This is a genomic window from Pseudomonas sp. St386 (assembly GCF_018325865.1).
Taxonomy (GTDB): Bacteria; Pseudomonadota; Gammaproteobacteria; order Pseudomonadales; family Pseudomonadaceae; genus Aquipseudomonas; species Aquipseudomonas brassicacearum.
Genome location: NZ_AP021900.1, coordinates 3,363,548 through 3,384,220, shown reverse-complemented (window position 1 = coordinate 3,384,220; position 20,673 = coordinate 3,363,548). Strand labels below are relative to the sequence as shown.

Below are 20,673 nucleotides of genomic sequence, written 5' to 3'. Positions count from 1 at the left end.
GCAGTACTCGTTTTCTTATTCTGGTCCAGGCACCTGCCGCAGCCATCCTGCACCGAATCCGGCAAGGCAACCAGTGCCCGTTCATTCTGTCACGCTTGACGATAGTTAACATCTTAATTATAACTGTTAACACATTAACAATAACCGCAGAGCCCTCACCCCTCTGCATCGCCAGGAGACAAGCATGAGCCGTGCCCTGCATGACGTCGCGACCGGCACCCTGTTCGGGGTCGCGCTGAACTACCAGGGGCTGCTGAAACAGCGCCTCGCCGAGTTCGAGCAACCGCCCTACCAGAAACCGCCGCTCAAGCCCGTGCTGTTCATCAAGACCCCTAACACCCGCAACTGGCACGGTGCCGAGGTGTTTCACCCCGGTCGCGGCGAAACACTGCAACCAGGGCCGGCGCTGGGCGTGGTCATGGGCAAGTCGGCCAGTCGCGTCAGCGCCGCCGAAGCCCTGGACTACGTGGCCGGCTACACCATCGTCAATGAATTCAGCCTCCCGGAAGACAGCTATTACCGCCCCGCCGTCAAGGCCAAGTGCCGGGACGGCTTCTGCGCCATCGGCCCAGAACTGGTGCCTACCACTCAGGTGGCCGACCCTCACAGCCTGGCGATCACGCTGTACGTCAACGGCGAGGTTCGCCAGCAGAACAGCACGGCCAACCTCGTTCGCAACATTCCCCAACTGATTGCCGAGATCAGCGAATTCATGACCCTGCATGCCGGCGACGTGCTGATCACGGGTACGCCTGAAGGCCGGGTCGACGTACTGCCCGGTGACCGTGTCGAAGTGGACATCGCCGGCCTGGGCCGTCTGGTCAATACCATCGTGGCCGAGGAAACAGGAGCAGGTTCATGAAACACGCACGCATTCGTTTTGAAGGCCAGGATCAAGCCGTCACCGTTGAAGCTCACAACGCTGTACGCCTGGCCGACGGTCGCCTGGTGGCCGAGGACCAGGTCCAGTGGCTGCCACCGGCCACCGGCAGCATGTTCGCCCTGGGCCTGAACTATGCCGATCACGCCGCCGAGTTGGCGTTCAAGCCGCCGACCGAACCCCTGGCATTCATCAAGTCCCCCGGCACCTACACCGGCCACAACCAGGTGAGCTGGCGTCCCGACAACGTCGCCTACATGCACTACGAGTGCGAGCTCGTGGCGGTCATCGGCAAAGCGGCGCGCAACGTCAAGCGCCAGGATGCGTTGCAATACCTGGCCGGCTACACCGTGTGCAACGACTACGCGATCCGCGATTACCTGGAAAACTACTACCGCCCCAACCTGCGAGTGAAGAACCGCGATGCCACCACCCCCGTCGGCCCATGGATCGTCGATGTGGCTGATGTACCGGACCCGAGCAACCTGACGCTGCGCACCTGGATCAATGGCGAACTGCGCCAGGAAGGCAGCACCAAGGACATGATTTTCGATATCCCGTACCTGATCGAATACCTGTCCAGCTTCATGACCTTGCAACCCGGCGACATGATTGCCACCGGCACGCCGGAAGGCCTGGCGGACGTTGTGCCCGGTGATGAAGTGGTGGTGGAAGTGGAAGGCGTCGGCCGTCTGGTCAATCGAATTGTCAGCGAAGCCGAGTTCTTCGCATCCCGTAAAGAGGCTTGAGCAGCATGATCAAACACTGGATCAACGGCCGTGAGGTCGAAAGCAAAGACGTGTTCGTCAACTACAACCCGGCCACCGGCGAGGCCATCGGTGAAGTCGCCAGCGGCGGTGCCGAGGAAGTCGCCCAGGCTGTGGCCGCCGCCAAGGAGGCCTTCCCGAAGTGGGCCAATACCCCCGCCAAGGAACGCGCCCGGCTGATGCGCAAGCTCGGTGAACTGATCGAGCAGAACGTGCCGAAACTGGCCGAACTGGAAACCCTCGACACGGGCTTGCCGATCCACCAGACCAAGAATGTGCTGATTCCGCGTGCATCCCACAACTTCGATTTCTTTGCCGAAGTCTGCACGCGCATGGACGGTCATACGTATCCGGTCGACGACCAGATGCTCAACTACACCCTGTACCAACCGGTGGGTGTCTGCGCGCTGGTATCGCCCTGGAACGTACCGTTCATGACCGCGACCTGGAAGACCGCGCCGTGCCTGGCGCTGGGCAACACGGCCGTGCTGAAGATGTCCGAGCTGTCGCCGCTGACCGCCAACGAGCTGGGTCGCCTGGCGGTCGAGGCTGGCCTGCCCAATGGCGTGCTGAACGTGATCCAGGGTTACGGCGCAACCGCCGGCGATGCGCTGGTGCGCCATCCGGATGTGCGGGCGATCTCCTTCACCGGCGGCACCGCCACCGGCAAGAAAATCATGCAGACCGCCGGGTTGAAGAAGTATTCGATGGAACTGGGCGGCAAGTCGCCGGTGCTGATTTTCGAAGACGCCGACCTGGAACGGGCCCTCGACGCCGCGCTGTTCACGATTTTTTCCCTCAATGGCGAACGCTGCACCGCCGGCAGCCGGATCTTCATCCAGGAAAGTGTCTATCCGCAGTTCGTGGCCGAGTTCGCCGCCCGCGCCAAGCGCCTGATCGTCGGTGATCCGCAGGACCCGAAGACCCAGGTCGGCTCGATGATCACCCAGGCCCACTACGACAAGGTCACCGGCTACATCAAGATCGGCCTCGAAGAAGGCGCCACCCTCCTGGCCGGCGGCCTGGAGCGCCCGACCAATTTGCCTGCCCACTTGAGCCGCGGCCAGTTCATCCAGCCGACGGTGTTCGCCGATGTGAACAACAACATGCGCATCGCCCAGGAAGAAATCTTCGGCCCGGTGGTGTGCCTGATCCCGTTCAAGGACGAGGCCCAAGCCCTGCAATTGGCCAACGACACCGAATACGGCCTGGCCTCGTATATCTGGACCCAGGACATCGGCAAGGCCCATCGCCTGGCCCATGGCATCGAGGCCGGCATGGTGTTCATCAACAGCCAGAACGTGCGCGACCTGCGCCAGCCTTTCGGCGGCGTGAAGGGTTCCGGAACCGGCCGCGAAGGCGGACAGTACAGTTTTGAAGTGTTTGCCGAGATCAAGAACGTTTGCATCTCCATGGGCAGTCATCACATACCGCGCTGGGGTGTATGACCCCAGGTAAGTGATGAACCCTGTGGCGAGGGGATTTATCCCTGTTCCTGTGGGAGCAAGCTTTGCTCCCACAACCAAGATTCAACAAGAACAATTTTTCAGGAGAATCATCATGGGCGAAGTCGTCCTGGCTGCGAAAATCTGCCACGTTCCCTCGATGTACCTGTCGGAGCTGCCCGGCAAGCACCATGGTTGCCGCGCCGCCGCGATTGCCGGCCACAAGGAAATCGGTCGCCGCGCCCGGGAACTGGGGGCCGATACCGCCGTGGTGTTCGATGTGCACTGGCTGGTCAACAGCGCCTATCACGTCAACAGCGGCGCGCACTTCAAGGGCATCTACACCAGCAACGAGCTGCCGCACTTCATCAAGAACATGGAGTACGAATACTCAGGCGCCCCGGAACTGGGCGAGCTGATTGCCGCCGAGGCCAATGCCGCCGACGTGCGCACCCTGGCCCACAACATCCCGAGTCTTGAGCTGGAATACGGCACCCTGGTGCCCATGCGCTACATGCACATGGACGTCCCTCAGGAACAGAAATTCAACGTCGTGTCGATTGCCGCCTGGTGCGCCTGGCACCGCCTGCAAGACAGCTTCACCTTCGGCGCCGCCGTGCGCCGGGCCATCGAAAAAAGCGACCGCAAGGTGCTGGTGCTCGCGTCCGGCTCGCTGTCGCACCGTTTCTCCGACGATCGCAACGCTGAAGCCAACATCCACAACTGGACGCGGGAGTTCGACAAGCAGGTCGACCTGCACGTCGTCGAAATGTGGCGCCAAGGCCGCTGGAAAGAGTTCTGCGCCATGCTCCCGGACTACGCCGAACACTGCTTCGGCGAAGGCAAGATGCATGACACGGCGATGCTGCTGGGGTTGCTCGGCGGGCCGGACTACGACAAGCCTGCCGAAATCATCACCGAGCCTTTCGGCAGCTCCGGCACCGGCCAGATCAACGCTGTCTTCCCTGTTTGACACTGCGGCCGTACGGCATCCCCGTGCGGCCTGAAGGAGCCGTCATGCCGCATTTCATCGCTGAATACACCGACAACATCGAACAACAAGCCGACCTGCCCGGCCTGTTTGAAAAGGTCCACGCCTTGCTGGGCGACAGCGGCGTGTTCCCCCTGGGCGGCATCCGCAGCCGCGGCCTGCGCCTGGACACCTGGCGCATGGCCGACGGCAAGCACGACTACGCCTTCGTGCACATGACCTTGAAAGTCGGCCACGGCCGTGACCTGGCCACCCGCCAGAAAGTCGCGGAAAAACTCTTCGAGGTGATCACCGCGCACTTCGCCGAGCTCCAGGCCCAACGCCTGCTGGCCCTGTCATTCGAGATGATCGAGCTGCACGAACAGCTCAACTTCAAGGCCAACAACGTCCACGCCTTCCTCAAGGGCCAGGCCACCTGAATCCATCTGCCTGGCGTTCCCCATCGGCCCCTCTGACAAAAAGTACAAGATCATGAGCACAGCCAATACCGCCGACACTGCCGGCACCGTCGCGCACGACCGCACCCATGCCACCATCACCTGGCGGCTGATGCCGCTGCTGCTGGTCTGTTACCTCTTTGCCCACCTGGATCGCATCAATATCGGCTTCGCGAAGATGCAGATGAGCGCCGACCTGCAGTTCAGCGACACGGTCTACGGCTTCGGCGCAGGGCTGTTCTTCATCGCCTACGCGCTGTTTGGGGTGCCCAGCAACATGGCCCTGGACCGGGTCGGTCCGCGGCGCTGGATCGCCACGCTGATGGTGGTTTGGGGCGCCTTGTCCACCGGCATGTTCCTTATCGACAGCGCCGCCGGTTTCTACGTGTTGCGCTTTCTGCTGGGCGTGGCCGAGGCCGGTTTCTTTCCTGGCATCCTGGTCTTTCTCAACCGCTGGTATCCAGCCCGGCGTCGGGCCCAGGTAACCGCGTTGTTTGCCATCGCCGTACCGATGGCCGGGGTGATTGGCGGGCCTTTGTCCGGCGGTATTCTCGAGCACTTCCATGATGTTGGCAGTTTGCGCGGCTGGCAGTGGATGTTCGTCATCGAAGGGCTGCCGGTGATCCTGCTCGGCCTTGTTGTGCTCAAGTGCCTGCCGGACAATTTCGAGACGGTCAGTTGGCTCACGCCGCACGCCAAGCAGCAGTTGCGCGAACAACTGAGCCTTGAAGAACAGCGCAAATCCATCACCTCGTTTTCGGCGATCCTCAACAATCCGCAGGTCTGGTTGTTGGTGGCGGTGTACTTCGCCGTGATGCTGGCGGTGAACACCCTGGCCTTCTGGATGCCCACCCTGATCCATGGCGCCGGCATCGGCAGCGACGGCAAGGTCGGGCTGCTCAGCGCGGTGCCCTACCTGGCCGGCTGTTTCTTCATGATCGGCTGCGGGCGCTCCTCCGACCGCCATCGCGAACGCCGCTGGCACCTGTGCGTGCCGCTGTTGATGGCCGCGCTGGGCATTGCGGTCACCGGGCTCTCACCCGGCAATCCGATCCTGGTGCTCAGCGGCCTGATTGTCGCCGGCATGGGCGCCAGTGCGGCGTTGCCGATGTTCTGGCAGCTACCGTCAGCCTTCCTGTCCAACGGCACCCAGGCCGCCGGCATCGCGCTGATCAGCTCCTTCGGCAGCATCGCCTCATTCTTCGCGCCCTACCTGATCGGCTGGATGCGCGACACCACCCAGAGCGCCAGCCTCGCCTTGTATGTGCTGGCCCTGCTCATCGCCCTTGGCGGCTTGCTGGTGCTGCGCACCCGGGCCGCCATCGTCAACCCTCAATAAGAGACCCTTGCCATGCTTGACCAGAACCTCATCCAACAAGCCGCCGCCCGCCTCGACCATGCCGAACGCTCCCGCGAGCAGGTGCGGCAGTTTTCCCTCGATCACCCGGACATCACGATCGAGGATGCCTACGCCATCCAGCGAGCCTGGGTTGCGCAGAAAATCAAGGACGGCCGCAAGCTGGTCGGCCACAAGATCGGCCTGACCTCCCGGGCCATGCAGGTGTCGTCGAACATCACTGAGCCGGACTACGGCGCGCTGCTGGACGACATGTTCTTTGACGAAGGCACCGACATCCCGTTCGAGCGTTTCATCGTGCCGCGGGTGGAAGTGGAGCTGGCGTTCATTCTCGGCAAGCCGTTGAAGGGCCCGAACGTGACGGTGTTCGACGTGCTCGACGCCACCGAATGGGTGATCCCGGCGCTGGAAATCATCGATGCGCGCATCCAGCAGATCGACCCGCAGACCAAGGCGACCCGCAAAGTGTTCGACACCATCTCCGACAACGCCGCCAATGCCGGCGTGGTCATGGGCGGTCGCGCCGTACGCCCGACCGAGATCGACCTGCGCAAGGTGCCGGCGGTGCTCTACCGCAACGGCGTGATCGAAGAGTCCGGCGTCTCGGCGGCGGTGCTCAATCACCCGGCCAAAGGCGTGGCCTGGCTGGCGAACAAACTGGCGGCCTATGACGTCACACTGCAACCGGGACAGATCATCCTCGGTGGTTCCTTCACCCGCCCCGTGGCAGCCAACCCCGGCGACACCTTCCATGTCGACTACGACATGCTCGGTTCCATCGCCTGCCGTTTCGTCTGATCGGAGACCGTTTCATGGACATGCCCATCAATACCTTCAAGCAACGCCTGCGCAGCGGCGAGGCGCAGATCGGCCTGTGGCTGGGGTTGGCCGATGCCTACTGTGCGGAACTGGCGGCCAACGCCGGCTTCGACTGGCTGCTGATCGACGGTGAACACGCGCCCAACGACTTGCGCACCTTGCTCGGCCAGCTCCAGGCCGTGGCCCCCTACCCCAGCCAGCCGGTGATACGCCCGGTGATCGGTGACACGGCGCTGATCAAGCAAGTGCTCGATATTGGCGTGCAGACCCTGCTGGTGCCGATGGTGGAAAGCGCCGACCAGGCGCGCGAACTGGTGCGCGCCATCCACTACCCGCCCCATGGCGTACGCGGCGTCGGCAGCGCACTGGCCCGGGCGTCACGCTGGAACAGCATCCCCGGTTACCTCGACAAGGCCGATGAACAGATGTGCCTGTTGGTCCAGATCGAGAGCCGCGAAGGCCTGGCCAACCTGGATGCCATTGCGGCAGTGGAAGGTGTGGATGGGGTCTTTATCGGCCCGGCGGACCTGAGCGCGTCCATGGGTTTTCGCGGCAACCCCGGTCACCCGGAGGTGCAAGCGGCCATCGAAGACGCCATCGCCCGCATCCGCCAGGCCGGCAAGGCAGCCGGGATTCTCAGCGCCGATGAAAAACTGGCCCGGCGCTATATCGAACTCGGCGCGGCGTTTGTCGCGGTGGGCGTGGATACGACGGTGTTGATGCGGGGCTTGCAGACGCTGGCGGCGACGTTCAAAGACACGCCAAAACCTGCGGCTGGCGGCGTGTACTGATCGGTATCAAATACCTTGTGGCAAGGGGATCTGTGGGAGCAAAGCTTGCTCGCGAAACAGGCACCTCGGTCTCTGAAAGACCGCAGCGTCTTCATCGCGGGCAAGCCTTGCTCCCACAGAAAACAACCAGCCCGGGGTCTCAGCGCCTGATCGCCTTCAGGTCATTGAGCAAGCCCAGCAACGTCTGCAATTTTTCCTCCCCCAACTTGTCCTGCAGACGCTGGTAATTCTCTTCCATGCTCTGGCTCATCGAATCAAAACTCGCCTGCCCTTGCGGCGCCAGGCGCACCAGCACTCGTCGCTGATCCTGTTCGGCCTTGCGCCGCACCACCATGCCCGCCGCTTCCATGCGCACCAACACGCCGGTCATGCTGGGCTTGAGGATGCAGGCCAGTTCGGCCAGGCGATTGATCTCCAGCTCATCGTGCTGGCTGAGAATACGGATGACTCGCCATTGCTGCTCGGTCAAGCCATGTTGATTGAGGGAAGGCCGGAAAAACCCCATGGCCGATTCACGGGCCTGGAGCAGGGTCAGGGTCAAGGATTGGCGCAACTTGGGCATGAGTATGTTCGCGAGAAAGATTTAGTTAATGAGTTAACTAAATCTTAACAGCTTCCAACCCATGCCGGACTATCCGTTCACAGAATCTGTAGCTGGGCCACACACATAACCCTGTGGGAGCGAGCTTGCTCGCGATAGGGCCCATCCAGTCGACATCAATATCGGCGGGTCCACCGCCATCGCGAGCAAGCTCGCTCCCACAGGGCGCTCAAGCGCCCTTGATCACGCCCTTGAGCACCTGCTTGAAGTGCTCGACCTGTTCCTCGCTGAACTGGTCGAACACCTTGTCCTGCTGCTCCTTGGCAATCGTCCAGAGCCCTTCGGTCTCATCGATACCCTTGGCAGTCAGGCGTACCCGCTCGCCTTCATCGCTCACCAGGCCCTTGCGCTTGAGGTTGGCCACGGCTTCTTCGATCTCGCGCGCCGGCATCGCCACTTCCCGCTGCAGGTCGCACAGGTTCAGCCCGGCGTCGTTCTCCAGCACCATCAACATCCGCGCCTCACTGGTGCGCAAGCCGGTGGACAACTGACGCGGCTGATAGCTGGCCTGATAGGCCCGCAGTGCCTGGGTCATCAGGTAATACAGGTTGTGGCTCAAGCGCCCCTGGAAGTGACTGCTCGGGGACTGACCCTCTTCCCGTTTGGTCATGCGAGTGTGGGGCAGCACCATCGAGTAGGCGCCCTGGTGATAGAGCAATGGAGAGCGGCCGAAATCATCAAACGCCACGACCTTGCCGATCATGATCCAGTGATCGCCGCCATCGACCTGCTGGAATTTTTCACAGTGAAAACGCGCCGAGCAATCGACAAACACCGGGGCGCCGCCTTCGCCGGCCTCGAATTCGATTTCAGCGAAGCGGTCCTCCTTGGGTCGTGCGAAGTTGTTCGACAGATCGATCTGGTCGGCGGCCAGCACATTCACCGCAAAGTGGCTGGCGGCTTCGAACACGCCATGGCTGCTCGAACGCTTGTCGATGCTCCACAGGATCAATGGCGGGTCCAGGGACACCGAGTTGAAACTGTTGGCCGTCACACCGACCTTGCGGCCATCTTCAGTGGCAGCGGTGACCACGGTCACGCCGGTGGCGAAGTTACCCAGGGCCCGGCGGAACGCACGGGTATCGAAAGCGGTATCACAAAGACTGGACATGCAAGACTCCCGGCCGCCTCGAGCGGCGGCCTCGATTATTGTTCTAGGTTTCAGCGAACAGGCGGTCAAACCATGGAAGGATCAGGCTCAAGGCCCATCAGCTCACGACCGAGAATCTGCGCGCAGACGTCATAGTCGGTATAGGCATGGGCGCCGGTCAGGTGGGCGTCGCGGAACAGCCGTTGCAACTCATTGCTTTCGAACCAGGCGCCACCGCCGGCCGCCTCCATCAAGCGATCGACGGCCTGGATGCACATCTTGGTGGCGTAGCCCTGGTTGGTCCGCCAGAACGCCAGGGTTTCCCGGCTGGGGTATTCGTGGCGCTCGCCGTATTCGGCGTGTTCCTGCCAGGTTTTCTCCAGAAAGGCACGGGCCGCGGCCACCTGATGGGTCGACTCGGCCAGGCGCATCAACGCCGGGGTAGCGGCACCGACTGCCGCACCGGTGTAGGCCCGCACGCGGTTGCGGGTTTTCTCGCGAAAGACCTCCAGCATGCGTTCAGCCACGCCCAGGCTGACCGTGGAGAAACCACTGGCGAAGTAGGGTCGGTATGGCGAGTAGAAAATCTTGCTGTCGGGGTACAGGCCGAATCCGCCGGACCTGCCCTCCATCATGTCCCTGGCTTTCTGGATCCGGTGTTCCGGCACGAAAGCGTTGTCAATGATCAACGTCTTGCTGCCACTGCCGCGCATGCCCACCGCGAACCAGTCATCGCGAATCTCATAGTCGCTGCGTGGCAGCACCGCAAAGCAATAGTCCTGGGCGCCTTCGGCGTTTTTACGGCGAAACCCCACGATCGCCCATTCGGCATGATCGCAGCCGCTGCTCCAGCCCATTTCACCGCTGAACATCACACCGCCCTCGACTTCCTCGGTGCGGCCAAACGGCGCGATGCTGCTGCTGGCGGTGGCATCGGGATCATCGCCCCAGATTTCCTGCTGGGCCTTGGCCGGGAACATTGCCAACTGATGGCTGTGGGTGCACAACAGGCTCATGGCCCAGGCCGTGCTGGCACAGGCACCGGCCAGCAGCGCGATGCAATCGGCGAACTGCGGCAGGGAAATCTCCATGCCACCGTACGGTTTCGGTTGGAAGGCCCGGTGCATGCCGATGCTTTTGAGCAAGGCTATATTCTCGGCAGGCACGCTACGGTCTTTCTCCGCCTGGAAGGCATTGGCGGCAATGACCGGCAGGATCGGCTTGAGGTCTTCGAGCAGCGGGTTTGGCTTTTTCATGGACAGGCTCTTTTATTATTGGCATCTGCCAATCCCGCCTTTGCCCGGCAACCTGAGGTTGCACAGACAGCGGGATCAGTGATTAAGGCCGGTCCAGTATGGGCAATCACAGGCAGGTGAAAAATGCACCTTCCAGATCCAAGATTGTACTTTTCATGGGCAGGTTTCGGCTCCATGGCGCGCTCGGTCAAATACCCCGGCACGGATGATCAAGACAGGCGCCCCCATCCGGGCTCTTAATAGGGCCGTCCCCTGCAATGCCTTGCGTAGGCGTTGCAACGGAGTTTCCTTTCACTTTGTCAGGCTGCGTCATGATCAATATCGAAACGCCCACCTATTACACGGCCACCAAGAAATACAACCTCAGCTTCCCCACGCTGGAACAGGACGTGGAAGCCGATGTTGTGGTCATTGGCGGCGGTTTCTCCGGCATCAATACCGCGCTGGAGCTCGCCGAAAAAGGCATCACCAACATCGTGGTGCTCGAGGCGCGTTACCTGGGGTTCGGCGGCACTGGGCGCAATGGCGGGCAGATCATGGCCGGCATCGGTCATGACCTGGAAAAGATCAAGAAGGACGTGGGTGAAGACGGCCTGCGCCAGATCTTCGAGATCAGCGACCTGGGCGCCGACATCATCAAGGACCGTATCGCCAAGTACGCAATCGATGCCGACTTCTGCCACGGCTACGGCTACATGGGCTTCAACGCGCGCCAGGAGAAAACCCTGCGGGCCTGGGAAAAAGACTTCAAGTCAGTCAACAGCAAACATGAGATCCGCTTTCTCGGCGGCTCCGACGTGCAGCAGATCATCGGTTCCAAGGCCTACGGCAGCGCCTTGCTGCACATGGGCGGCGGGCATGTGCACTCACTGAACCTGTTACTGGGTGAGGCCAAGGCCCTCGTCAGCCACGGCGTGCGGATTTTCGAGAACAGCCCGGCCCTGGAAGTCAGCTATGGCGAACGCATCACCGTGCGTACCGGACGCGGTTCGGTCAGAGCCAGCAAGCTGCTCTGGGCCTGTGACAGTTTCCTCAACAAGCTGGAGCCGGAACTGCACCGCTCGACCATCAACACCTACGCCTTCCAGATGATGACCGAGCCGTTGTCGGACGAACTGATCCAGCGCATCAGCCCGATTCGCGGTGCCTACAGTGACATTCGCCCGGTGATCGACTACTACCGCGTCACCAACGAAAACCGCCTGCTGTTCGGCGCCGCGACGCCGTTGGTGGAGCACATCCCCCAGGATCTGAAGGCCTGGAACCGGCGCCTGATGCTGAAGATCTTCCCGTACCTCAAGGACGTGAAGATCGACCTGGCCTGGGGTGGCCCGATGGCGTGCAGCCCGAACCTGTTCCCGCAGATCGGCACCCTGCCCGGCCGCAGCAATGCGTTTTTCGTCCAGGGTTACTCAGGCTTTGGCGTCACGCCGAGCCACATCATCTGCAAGGTGCTGGCCGAAGGCATGAGCGAAGGCTCGGCGCGCTACGACCTGGTCAGCTCGATCCATCGCCCGACCATCATCGGCAAAGACGCCATTCGCCCATTGCTGCTGACCGCCGGCAAGTCCTGGCATCAGCTGTCGGGCTACTGGAATGGCCGTCGCTGACGATCACGATGCCAATCAGTTAAGCAAAACCCTGTGGGAGCGAGGTTTAACTGACTGGCACTGGACACACCCCACCTTTGTTTTTTTCACTCATCAGGAGTCACTGCCATGCCCCTTATCACCCTCGAAAAAGACATCCAGCTGTCCGACCTGGACGCCTGGGGGACCGTCGCCGATCTTGGTTCGCAGATTCTCGAAGGCGAAGTCAAAGCCTTCGGCAAGATGACCTTCGGCGCCCCCACCGACCCCATCAGCAGCGCCTACTTCGGTACCACCCAAGGCAAGTTCCGGATGGTCTACCCCTTCGCCGAACAAGCCACCGTGGTCACCGGTGAAGTAGTGCTCACCGACGAGGCCACCGGCCAGAGCACCCGCTACAAGGCCGGCGACGGCTGGTTCGTGACCAAGGGCACGCCAGTGCTGTGGGAAGTGGTCAGCGAGAGTTTCGTCAAACACTACTTCGCGGTAGCCTGATCGGACTTGGCTGCCGGCCCCACCGGCAGCCCTCTCGGCGAAGGTGCGACCATGAACGTCATCCCCACCCAGGACATCGCCGGCCAGTGCCTGCACGCCTTTACCCAGCTGGTTCCCGTCAGCCGGGCGGCGTTCTACTGCGTTGATCGGCAACTGCAGGTCCATGACTTCAGCCTGCATAAGATGAGCGGCGAGATGCACCGCGACTACCTGGACAACTACCGTCAGTTCGACCCGCTGCACCCGCGACACTGCATGTCCAGCGAGTTGGCCGTGGTGCCGTTGGGCTTGGCGATGGCCCGCCAACCGCGACGTGACAACCATCGTTATCACGACTTCCTGCAGCGCTACGGCGTGGTCGACGTGGTGGAAGTCTTCGCCCATCGGGACGGTCAGCCCCAAGCCGCGATATCGTTGCTGCGCACTGCCGAGCAAGGTGTCTTCACCAGCCAGCAGTTGAGTCAACTCAGCGCGTTGCAGGCCTTGCTGCAACTGGCCGTGGCCCATTTACCAGCCCATGGGGACCCGCTGGGCGACTTGACGCCCAAGGAGCGCCAGATTGCCTGGCTACTGCGCCAAGGCGTCAGCAACAAGCAATTGGCCCGGGAGCTGGAAGTGGGCTTGCCGACCATCAAGACTCACCTGATCCACCTGTTTCGCAAGGTTGGCGTGAGCAGCCGTACCGAGTTGGTCAGCGCACTGTTCCTCTGATCAACCATTTGGTTGATAGGCCGCCGTTGCCTGGCACCGCATGATCCGAGTGGCTAATTCAACCACCGGAGCCTTGCAATGAGCACATCTTCAGACTGGATCACCGTCGGCGCCCTGGCCGATGGCTTTGCCCCCGAAGCCTTCATCCTGCCAAACCTGGCCGACCTGGACGGCAAGACCTTCACCCTGCATTTCGCCAATGGCTGGCAGATCGAGCATCGCTTCGAGCAGGACACCCTGACCTGGAACGCCGCCGATGGTCACTCCAGCGGCACGGCGACCTACCGGGCCACATCCGTACGCCCGGGCCTGTACCTGGTGGACTTCATCAAGCGCGAAGGCGAACTGACGTCGTCGATAAGCCTGGTGCTCGATACCGCCAGCGCGTCCTTCACCGCCGTGATCGGCCGCATGCCAAGCCAGCAAGAAACCGGCGAAGGCCTCTACAGCCGGGCGCTGGCCGGCAAGCCCCTGACCTCGGTACAAGCCCAGTTCATGCACGGCAGCCTCGATCGTCCCTGGCAGCCTGGCCTGTGCCCGCATGCACCGACCACCGAACTGGTGGGGCTGCGCAACCTGTATCGCTACAGCCCGAGCGAAGTCTACGAACACATTTACCTCAACGACCAGTTCTACTCGTGGCAGTGCCTCAAGGGCGTTGAACAAGGCCTGTGCGACACCGACCGCTGCGACACCTACAAGATCGCCGATCAGCTGTACCTGTTCGTCTGGCGAGAAAAGATCATCCCGACCCTCGGGCTGGTGCTGATCGACCTGCAACAGCACCGCAGCGACGGCAAGATCTTCGGCTACGCCGGGGCTTCGTTCGATGAGTTCTCCAATTTCCCGGTCAGTTCGTACTGCCAGGTGCTCAACCAGACGGAGTATCCCGATGCCTGAATTACGCACCGTCGTGATCACGGGTGCCGGCACCGGTATTGGCGCAGCCTGCGCCCGCCTGTATGCCGCCGAAGGCGCCAACCTGGTGCTGATCGGTCGACGCCGCGAGCCCCTGGAAGCACTCGCCGAGGACATCGGCGGCCTGGTGCTGGTGGGCGACGCGGCCTGTCCGAACACCTGGGACGGCTTCGTCGAGCAGATTCGCACGCGCTATGGCCGACTCGACGTGCTGCTGGCCTGTGCCGGCGGCTTGGGCATGGGCAGCGCCACCGAGACCCCGCCATCGGCCTGGGAAGCGGCCCTGCGCAGCAATCTCGACAGCGCCTTCTACAGCGCCCGGGCGTGCCTGCCCATGCTGCAGGAAAGTGCCGGCAACATTGTGCTGATCGCCTCCATTGCTTCCTTGGCGGCAGGCCCGCACGTGTGCGGCTACACCACCGCCAAACATGCGCTGCTGGGCCTCAACCGCTCCCTGGCAAGGGATTACGGGCCTCACGGCGTACGGGTCAACGCGATCTGCCCTGGCTGGGTCCGCACGCCCATGGCCGATGAAGAAATGCAGGCATTGTTGCAGTTCCATGGCGAAACGTTGCAGCAGGCGTATGACCGGGTCTGCGCCGACGTGCCGTTGCGCAGGGCTGCCAGCGCCGAGGAAATCGCTAACGTCTGCCGTTTCCTGGCCTCGCCCGAGGCGTCGATCATCACCGGGGCGACGCTGGTGGCCGATGGCGGCTCCAGCATTGTCGACGTACCGACACTGGCCTTCAGCCGGATGGAGGCCAGCGATGCCTGAGGATCTGGATTTCAGCGGCCAGACCGTGCTGGTCACGGGCGGCGCCCAGGGCATTGGCCGGGCCATCGTTGAAGCGTTTGCCCTGCGCGGGGCCCACGTGGTCATCGCCGACCTGGGCCTGGCGCGCGCCGAGGCGGTGGCCAAAGAATTGACCGCCGGAGGCTGTCAGGTGCAAGCGGTGGGGGTTGACCTGGCCGACGCAACGGCGGTCTTCGGGATCATGGTCGAGCTGGAACAGCGCTTGGGAAGGCTGGATATCCTGGTGCACAACGCCGGCTATTTTCCGCTGACACCGTTCGCCGAGATCACCCCGGCGATACTTGAACGAACGCTGGCGGTGAACCTGTCGGCGCTGTTCTGGCTGACCCAGGCGGCGTTGCCGATGTTCCGGCGCCAGGGCCATGGCTGCGTGCTGGTGACCTCCTCGGTCACCGGCCCGCGGGTGGCGTATCCGGGGCTCAGCCACTACGCGGCCTCCAAGGCCGGGGTCAATGGTTTCATTCGCAACGCCGCGCTGGAACTGGCGGCCGAAAATATCCGCGTCAATGGCGTCGAGCCGGGCATGATTGCAACACCGGCCATGGCGAATCTTGGCGACGAGGAGGTCAACCAGGACATCGCCCGCCGGGTACCGCTGGGTCGATTGGGCCAACCGAGCGACATCGCTGGCGCCATGCTGTTCCTGGCGTCGAGCCTGGCCAGTTATGTGACCGGGCAGACCTTGGTGGTCGATGGGGGTTCGACTTTGCCGGAGGTTTGAACCTGTGTGGGGGTGAGTCAGCTTGCGGTGAGGGTGGATGTACCACCGTCATCGCGAGCAAGCTCGCTCCCACAGTTTTTCCGAGTCGTTCAAGGCATCCGCGACCACCACAGATCCCCTGTGGGAGCGAGCTTGCTCGCGATAGCGGTCGTCCCGCCAGAGACGACCTTGTTCAAGCCACCCCCTGCCCCACCTGCAAACGGCTGGAACGAAACTCCTTGGGCGACAGCTCGAACTGCTTCTTGAATGAACGGCTGAAATGCGCCGAATCGGTAAAGCCCCATTTGTAGGCAATCGAGGTGATGGACTCGTCCCGCAGGAACGGATTGGTCAGGTCATCAGCGCTGCGCTTGAGCCGGGCCCGCTGGATGTAGCGGCAAACGCTGTCATCCTGCTCTTCGAACAACCGATACAGATGCCGCACCGAAATATTCAGCCGATTGGCCAGGCCCACCGGGCTAAGGCCAGGCTGGGTCAGTGATTCGTCGATGACTTTCTGCACGTAGCTGCGCAAGTGACTACCCTGCAACGCCACCCCTTCGTCACGGCCATCGCTACCCTGTTCCAGTGCCGAGCCCAACAGCGAAACGAAGGCACTCTGCAAGGCTTCACCCTCTCCCGTCGCGCCCTCGCCGTCCGGTGTGTCCCTGCATAGCTGGTCCATCAACACATGCAGCATCCGCCCACACGCCTTGCTGGACGACACCTTGCCGAAGGTCTTGGTTTCCCCGCCCAGTTGCCGCGACACATCCTGACGAGACAAGGACAGCACCGCGTGCTCGATCAGGCCGAACGGGGTGATTTCAAGCGCCCCAACGGAATCCATCAACAACAATTCACCGGGCGCCAACTGGATGCTCCGACCGTTCTGGGTAATGCGGCAGTAGCCACTGCGCTGGCTGACCAGAAGGCAATCCTGGTCATCATCGTGATCGGCGTTGGGCGAGTGACGTTTGATGTTACCGGCGTTGGTGCGCAGGTTCGCGAGGGCAAGGCCACCACGATGGAAGTTCGACACTTCACCGATAAACAGCGAACGATTGAAGGCCAGCTCGGTATCGAAATGACCGCAAGTCGCCCGCAGATCCCGGTTCCAGGTGTCCAGACCGTCCTGCCCAACCTGTTGCATGCTCATGGCATTCTCCGCAGTGGCTTATTGTTTTTGTACGGCAATAGTTAACATGTTATCTATATGCGCGCAACAAGTACCTTATCGCCAGAGCAGTAGCAGGAATGATGCCAGGGTGGAACAAAGGAATCAGAGCGTTGCCAACACCCGCTGCAGGCCGCTCAAGGTCGCCAGCAAGACGGTGCGCTGCTCCCGGATCAACGGGATATAGCGACGAAAGGCCGGCATGCGATTCACCACTTCGCTACCGCCCATGTGCTCCAGGCGCACGCACCACTGGCGTCCCTGCAGATCGATGCGCAGCCGTTTGAAATCCAGCGGCATGAGCGCCTGGTACAGCACAGGATCCTGCTCAACGGCCGCCTGCAACCGGGCCGCCAGGTCACTGTGCCCGTCCCGCTGCCGGCAACGAATGCCGCTACGCCGAACGGCCCCTCCGTGGTGCAGTTCCAGGCGCGCCGTGCCCTCTCGGGAGGCAGGCACGCGCAGGACGAACTCGGTCATCACCATGTGCATCAACAGCTGCGACTCGGTGCGTTCGACAATCTCCAACTGCAAGCTGCCGTCTTCGGTGGCTGCCGTCGCCGTAGCCGGGCCCGCCATCTCGAATCGCGCCAACGCCAGGTTGCGCCGCAGGTGTTCCAGGGTCACCCCAGGCCGATAACCGGCCGGGGCGCGCTGGGCGCTGAACAATTCAGACAGTTTTTGCAGCAGGGTCGATAAACTCGCCCGCAGGTTGCCCTGGCTCATGGGAGAACTCCTTGGCCAACACGTCTTCTACCGACGCTGGCTTGAATGGATTGACCTTCTGTACCACCAGGGTCCAGAACAAGGCATACGCCGCGGTGCAACCGAGCATCACCGCGAAGGGCACGTAGATGTCTGCCGGATTCATGCCGGGCGGTGTGATGAACCACATGCCCAGCACAATGCCGACACTGGACAGGATCTGGGGCAACGGGAACCACGGCGAGCGATAGGCCCGCGGCAGATCGGGGCGACGAATCCGCAGGCTGACCACCGACACGGTCACCAGCAGGTAGGCAAAACTCCAGGCGCACACCGCCGCCAGCACCAGGTGCATGATGTTGTCGGTATTGCCGCCCAGCCACAACGCATGCAGGCACGGAATCAGCATCGCCACCAGGATGCACAGCAACGGCGTCTTGAAGCGCGGATGCAGATAGGTGAAGACTTTCGGCAACGCACCGTCCACCGCCATGCCGTAGAGAATCCGCGGCACGCCGGCCATCAGGGTGTTGATGGTCGCCGCACCGGCAAACAGAAAGCCGATGCCCAGCCACATCGGGCCGATATCACCCATGACCTGTTCGGCGAAGCGTGGAATCGCCATGGGGGTGTCCAGCAGATGCACCCCGCTGGCGGCATCGAGCAGCACGTTTTCCACCTGGCGCTTCATCGCGGCACCGTAGATGAACATGCAGGTGGCGACGCTGAACAAGCCCAGCATCATGGCCCGGGGCATGGTCCGGGCGGACTGGCGCAGGTCCGGTGCCAGCGGCGTGACGAATTCGCAGCCGACAAACATGAACATGGCCATGCCCACCAGCGACAGCACCGTGACCATATCGGTGCCCACCACGGACGCGCCAAACCAGCCCTCCAGCTCCACCGCCGGTGCGGCGATCAGGCCCCGCACGCCGAACACCATCAGGGTGGTCCACATGCCAAACGTCAGGATGATTTCGGCCCGGCCAAAGGCACTGACACCGAACGCATTGAGTACACCAAACACCACTACGAACCCCACGCCCAGCAACCAGGAGCCGCCTGCCGATTCGGCCAGGGTGTTGAGGTGTTCGAAGTTCACCAGGGCCATGACCCCGGCCAGGATTGTCTCGGCGGTGCCGGCGAACACATGGACAATCAGATAGGCCGACAACGTCCCGGTAATGGCGAAGAAACGGCCCATGCCACAGTTGATGTAGTCATAGACCGAGCCGGTGGTCGGGAGAATTGACGCCGCCTCGGCAAACGTCGTCGCCTGGGCCAGCATCATTACCACGGCGATCAGCATCGCCACGGCAAAGGCGCTGCCGCCAATGCCAAAGCCCATGGTCGCGGTGAGAATCACCGGGCTTGCCATGATCAGGCCAATGGTGCTGGCCAACGCGGTGGGAAAGCCCACCGAACCCCGGTTCAAGTGCTCGGTGAGCCTGTCATTGATCGACATGGTGCAAGGTCCTCGAAAGCGTATTTTTAGTATGGATGCCACAGCCGTCCAGGAACCGGCGATCATGCCTTCCCCAACCAATCCCTGATCGAAACGGCGTTGCGTGCAGCATTACTCTGCGCCGCCCCGCCCCAGGCGTCTTGCCCATGTCTGCCGCCGGTTTTGTTGCTGCCTGCCAACACCGCCGCGCTGGCGGCCTGAGTCAACTCCATGGCAGGCAGGTGAAAGACTTCCCCGGGTACCACTCCCCTTAATGCGCGCTCTACTGTCCTATAACACTGGGGAATCCACCATGGAGCACACACGCCGTACACCTTTGCTGCGCAACGCCATCGGCCTGGGCATTGCCCTGCTGGTTGCCGATTCATCGGCCCAGGCCTATGAGCTTTACACCGACGAAGACACCACCGTCACCGGCAACTTCCTGGCGGTCTACGGGCTGTTCAACAGCCGCAAGAACTACGACGGCACCGCCGGCGGTTCGAGCTGGCGCGAAGGTTTCATCAAGTATGGCCTGAGTATCGACCAGACACTCGGCGGCCTGGGCAGTGTCTACGGGACGGCCAACCTGGTCAGCTCCGGCACTTGGGGCGATGGCGACGCAGCCGGCTTGAGCGACGGCTCCGAACGCACCACCAAGTTCGATGAAGCCTTTGCCGGCTGGCGTTCGGGGGATCTGTTCCCGGCATTGGGCAAGGACGGTGTCGACCTGTCCTACGGCCGCCAGGTGATCACCCTGGGCGACGGTTTCATCATCAACGACGATGGCCTGAACCTGGGCAAAGGCGTGGCCGATGGCGAGCTCAACCGTGGCGGCGCCTATTACCTGGCGGCCCGGCATGCCTTCGACAAAACCGCTGTAGTTCGCCTGGGCGGCAAGGAAGGCGTGCATGGCAGCCTGATGTGGATCAAGTCCGACAACCGCGCCCAGGCCAACACCGAGATGGCCGCCAGCACCCTGGAATACACCGCCGCGCCTGGCACCCTGGGGCTGACCTACATCCACGGCATCAATGTCGATGACCGCTACGCCAGCGACTTCCAGAAACAGCGCGAAGGCATGGATATCTACAGCCTGCGCGGCGCCGGGAATGCTGGCATCGAGAATGCCCACTTCTCCTTCGAGTATGCCTGGCAGGACAAGGACGCGGGCCCGGAGAAAGCCTGGTACACCGAAGCCGGCTACACCTTCACCGACCTGCCCTGGACGCCGGACCTGACCTATCGCTACAGCCGCTATTCCAAAGACTGGGACTCGATGTTCAACGGGCAGAACCGCGGCTATGGCACCTGGTTCCAGGGTGAAGTGGCGGGCAACTATGCCGGCCCGTTCAACAGCAATACCGCCATCCAGCACGTAGGCCTCAAGCTCAAGCCGGCAGAGACCGTGACCATTGGTGCACTGTTCTTCGACTACCAGACCCTGCATACCCGTGAAGCGCTGAACCTCGATGCGCAGGAGCTGGACCTGTACGTGGAATGGGCGGTGAATGAACACCTGATCGTCACGCCGCTGGTGGGCCTGTACAAGCCCGAGAAGGATGCGGACAGCGGCGGCAATCAGGTCGGCGGCAACGGCACCAACGTCTACAGCCAGTTGGTGGTGGCGGTTCCGTTCTAGACGACCGACCGTAGGTGCTGCCGAAGGCTCGGGCCGCGTTCGGACGA

General features: G+C 62.2%; 21 protein-coding genes. 15 read left to right on the top strand and 6 right to left on the bottom strand.

Annotated elements, in window-relative coordinates; genetic code table 11:
• Positions 1-184 precede the first annotated feature (184 nt).
• The 8 genes from KI235_RS14835 (at position 185) to hpaI (ending at position 7,487) form a co-directional block, all read left to right on the top strand.
• Positions 185-862, top strand: a complete 678-nt coding sequence (locus KI235_RS14835) for a fumarylacetoacetate hydrolase family protein (protein WP_003201621.1) — start codon at positions 185-187, stop codon at positions 860-862.
• Entirely contained in the window at positions 859-1,629 is a 771-nt protein-coding gene (locus KI235_RS14830; RefSeq protein WP_003201619.1) for a fumarylacetoacetate hydrolase family protein, read from the top strand. Before KI235_RS14835 ends, KI235_RS14830 begins: the two co-directional genes overlap by 4 nt.
• A 5-nt stretch (positions 1,630-1,634) precedes the next feature.
• Positions 1,635-3,095 (top strand): 5-carboxymethyl-2-hydroxymuconate semialdehyde dehydrogenase, encoded by a 1,461-nt coding sequence (gene hpaE / locus KI235_RS14825; RefSeq protein ID WP_003201617.1) that lies wholly within the window; start codon positions 1,635-1,637, stop codon positions 3,093-3,095.
• A gap of 112 nt (positions 3,096-3,207) precedes the next feature.
• The gene (gene hpaD / locus KI235_RS14820; protein ID WP_027911702.1) at positions 3,208-4,065 is read left to right on the top strand and encodes a 3,4-dihydroxyphenylacetate 2,3-dioxygenase; all 858 of its coding nucleotides are present in this window, start codon (positions 3,208-3,210) and stop codon (positions 4,063-4,065) included.
• A gap of 44 nt (positions 4,066-4,109) precedes the next feature.
• On the top strand, positions 4,110-4,502 hold the full coding sequence (locus tag KI235_RS14815) for a 5-carboxymethyl-2-hydroxymuconate Delta-isomerase (RefSeq protein WP_003201613.1): 393 nt from the start codon (positions 4,110-4,112) through the stop codon (positions 4,500-4,502).
• A 52-nt stretch (positions 4,503-4,554) separates the two neighbouring features.
• Positions 4,555-5,859, top strand: coding sequence for an MFS transporter (locus KI235_RS14810; protein ID WP_027911703.1), 1,305 nt, complete (start codon positions 4,555-4,557; stop codon positions 5,857-5,859).
• Positions 5,860-5,871: 12 nt separating this feature from the next.
• Entirely contained in the window at positions 5,872-6,675 is an 804-nt protein-coding gene (gene hpaH, locus KI235_RS14805; protein ID WP_003201609.1) for a 2-oxo-hept-4-ene-1,7-dioate hydratase, read from the top strand.
• A gap of 14 nt (positions 6,676-6,689) precedes the next feature.
• Positions 6,690-7,487, top strand: a complete 798-nt coding sequence (gene hpaI, locus KI235_RS14800) for a 4-hydroxy-2-oxoheptanedioate aldolase (protein ID WP_013693297.1) — start codon at positions 6,690-6,692, stop codon at positions 7,485-7,487.
• Positions 7,488-7,626: 139 nt separating this feature from the next.
• On the opposite strand, the gene hpaR is transcribed toward hpaI, so the two are convergent.
• The 3 genes from hpaR to KI235_RS14785 all read right to left on the bottom strand — a co-directional run bounded on the left by hpaR (position 7,627) and on the right by KI235_RS14785 (position 10,434).
• Positions 7,627-8,049: a homoprotocatechuate degradation operon regulator HpaR gene (hpaR, locus tag KI235_RS14795; protein WP_003201605.1), complete on the bottom strand. Its 423-nt coding sequence runs from the start codon at positions 8,047-8,049 to the stop codon at positions 7,627-7,629.
• Between the two features lie 208 nt (positions 8,050-8,257).
• Positions 8,258-9,199 (bottom strand): p-hydroxyphenylacetate 3-hydroxylase reductase component, encoded by a 942-nt coding sequence (locus KI235_RS14790; protein WP_003201603.1) that lies wholly within the window; start codon positions 9,197-9,199, stop codon positions 8,258-8,260.
• Positions 9,200-9,264: 65 nt separating this feature from the next.
• Positions 9,265-10,434 carry a p-hydroxyphenylacetate 3-hydroxylase oxygenase component gene (locus KI235_RS14785; RefSeq protein WP_003201600.1) on the bottom strand — a complete coding sequence of 390 codons (1,170 nt, stop codon included), beginning with the start codon at positions 10,432-10,434 and terminating at the stop codon, positions 9,265-9,267.
• A 311-nt stretch (positions 10,435-10,745) separates the two neighbouring features.
• Between KI235_RS14785 and KI235_RS14780 the strand changes: the two genes are divergently transcribed.
• The 6 genes from KI235_RS14780 to KI235_RS14755 all read left to right on the top strand — a co-directional run bounded on the left by KI235_RS14780 (position 10,746) and on the right by KI235_RS14755 (position 15,682).
• A complete protein-coding gene (locus KI235_RS14780) occupies positions 10,746-12,044 on the top strand; it encodes an FAD-binding oxidoreductase (protein WP_003201598.1) in 1,299 nt (432 codons plus the stop codon).
• A gap of 108 nt (positions 12,045-12,152) precedes the next feature.
• A complete protein-coding gene (locus tag KI235_RS14775) occupies positions 12,153-12,518 on the top strand; it encodes a cupin domain-containing protein (protein ID WP_003201596.1) in 366 nt (121 codons plus the stop codon).
• 51 nt (positions 12,519-12,569) lie between these two features.
• A complete protein-coding gene (locus tag KI235_RS14770; RefSeq protein ID WP_003201594.1) occupies positions 12,570-13,229 on the top strand; it encodes a helix-turn-helix transcriptional regulator in 660 nt (219 codons plus the stop codon).
• Positions 13,230-13,307: 78 nt separating this feature from the next.
• On the top strand, positions 13,308-14,129 hold the full coding sequence (locus KI235_RS14765; RefSeq protein WP_013693296.1) for a molybdenum cofactor biosynthesis F family protein: 822 nt from the start codon (positions 13,308-13,310) through the stop codon (positions 14,127-14,129).
• Positions 14,122-14,922, top strand: coding sequence for an SDR family oxidoreductase (locus tag KI235_RS14760; RefSeq protein ID WP_039011904.1), 801 nt, complete (start codon positions 14,122-14,124; stop codon positions 14,920-14,922). Before KI235_RS14765 ends, KI235_RS14760 begins: the two co-directional genes overlap by 8 nt.
• The gene (locus KI235_RS14755; RefSeq protein WP_038859353.1) at positions 14,915-15,682 is read left to right on the top strand and encodes an SDR family oxidoreductase; all 768 of its coding nucleotides are present in this window, start codon (positions 14,915-14,917) and stop codon (positions 15,680-15,682) included. The genes KI235_RS14760 and KI235_RS14755 overlap by 8 nt, the downstream gene beginning before the upstream one ends.
• Before the next feature lie 172 nt (positions 15,683-15,854).
• Here the strand turns inward: KI235_RS14755 and feaR are convergent, their stop codons facing one another.
• The 3 genes from feaR to KI235_RS14740 form a co-directional block, all read right to left on the bottom strand.
• A complete protein-coding gene (gene feaR, locus KI235_RS14750; RefSeq protein ID WP_003201588.1) occupies positions 15,855-16,817 on the bottom strand; it encodes a transcriptional regulator FeaR in 963 nt (320 codons plus the stop codon).
• Positions 16,818-16,940: 123 nt separating this feature from the next.
• The gene (locus KI235_RS14745; protein WP_049798026.1) at positions 16,941-17,561 is read right to left on the bottom strand and encodes a DUF3156 family protein; all 621 of its coding nucleotides are present in this window, start codon (positions 17,559-17,561) and stop codon (positions 16,941-16,943) included.
• Positions 17,506-19,005 carry an APC family permease gene (locus KI235_RS14740; protein ID WP_212795842.1) on the bottom strand — a complete coding sequence of 500 codons (1,500 nt, stop codon included), beginning with the start codon at positions 19,003-19,005 and terminating at the stop codon, positions 17,506-17,508. Before KI235_RS14740 ends, KI235_RS14745 begins: the two co-directional genes overlap by 56 nt.
• A gap of 292 nt (positions 19,006-19,297) precedes the next feature.
• Here KI235_RS14740 and KI235_RS14735 point away from each other — a divergent pair, with 292 nt between their 5' ends.
• Complete coding sequence (locus KI235_RS14735) at positions 19,298-20,626, top strand: alginate export family protein (RefSeq protein ID WP_013693292.1); 1,329 nt, start codon at positions 19,298-19,300, stop codon at positions 20,624-20,626.
• Positions 20,627-20,673: the final 47 nt, after the last annotated feature.

Bases quoted from the DNA above. Each gene is read 5' to 3' on its own strand.
- KI235_RS14835 (WP_003201621.1), top strand. From the start codon at position 185: ATGAGCCGTGCCCTGCATGACGTCGCGACCGGCACCCTGTTCGGGGTC.
- KI235_RS14830 (WP_003201619.1), top strand. From the start codon at position 859: ATGAAACACGCACGCATTCGTTTTGAAGGCCAGGATCAAGCCGTCACC.
- hpaE (WP_003201617.1), top strand. From the start codon at position 1,635: ATGATCAAACACTGGATCAACGGCCGTGAGGTCGAAAGCAAAGACGTG.
- hpaD (WP_027911702.1), top strand. From the start codon at position 3,208: ATGGGCGAAGTCGTCCTGGCTGCGAAAATCTGCCACGTTCCCTCGATG.
- KI235_RS14815 (WP_003201613.1), top strand. From the start codon at position 4,110: ATGCCGCATTTCATCGCTGAATACACCGACAACATCGAACAACAAGCC.
- KI235_RS14810 (WP_027911703.1), top strand. From the start codon at position 4,555: ATGAGCACAGCCAATACCGCCGACACTGCCGGCACCGTCGCGCACGAC.
- hpaH (WP_003201609.1), top strand. From the start codon at position 5,872: ATGCTTGACCAGAACCTCATCCAACAAGCCGCCGCCCGCCTCGACCAT.
- hpaI (WP_013693297.1), top strand. From the start codon at position 6,690: ATGGACATGCCCATCAATACCTTCAAGCAACGCCTGCGCAGCGGCGAG.
- hpaR (WP_003201605.1), bottom strand. From the start codon at position 8,049: ATGCCCAAGTTGCGCCAATCCTTGACCCTGACCCTGCTCCAGGCCCGT.
- KI235_RS14790 (WP_003201603.1), bottom strand. From the start codon at position 9,199: ATGTCCAGTCTTTGTGATACCGCTTTCGATACCCGTGCGTTCCGCCGG.
- KI235_RS14785 (WP_003201600.1), bottom strand. From the start codon at position 10,434: ATGAAAAAGCCAAACCCGCTGCTCGAAGACCTCAAGCCGATCCTGCCG.
- KI235_RS14780 (WP_003201598.1), top strand. From the start codon at position 10,746: ATGATCAATATCGAAACGCCCACCTATTACACGGCCACCAAGAAATAC.
- KI235_RS14775 (WP_003201596.1), top strand. From the start codon at position 12,153: ATGCCCCTTATCACCCTCGAAAAAGACATCCAGCTGTCCGACCTGGAC.
- KI235_RS14770 (WP_003201594.1), top strand. From the start codon at position 12,570: ATGAACGTCATCCCCACCCAGGACATCGCCGGCCAGTGCCTGCACGCC.
- KI235_RS14765 (WP_013693296.1), top strand. From the start codon at position 13,308: ATGAGCACATCTTCAGACTGGATCACCGTCGGCGCCCTGGCCGATGGC.
- KI235_RS14760 (WP_039011904.1), top strand. From the start codon at position 14,122: ATGCCTGAATTACGCACCGTCGTGATCACGGGTGCCGGCACCGGTATT.
- KI235_RS14755 (WP_038859353.1), top strand. From the start codon at position 14,915: ATGCCTGAGGATCTGGATTTCAGCGGCCAGACCGTGCTGGTCACGGGC.
- feaR (WP_003201588.1), bottom strand. From the start codon at position 16,817: ATGAGCATGCAACAGGTTGGGCAGGACGGTCTGGACACCTGGAACCGG.
- KI235_RS14745 (WP_049798026.1), bottom strand. From the start codon at position 17,561: ATGAGCCAGGGCAACCTGCGGGCGAGTTTATCGACCCTGCTGCAAAAA.
- KI235_RS14740 (WP_212795842.1), bottom strand. From the start codon at position 19,005: ATGTCGATCAATGACAGGCTCACCGAGCACTTGAACCGGGGTTCGGTG.
- KI235_RS14735 (WP_013693292.1), top strand. From the start codon at position 19,298: ATGGAGCACACACGCCGTACACCTTTGCTGCGCAACGCCATCGGCCTG.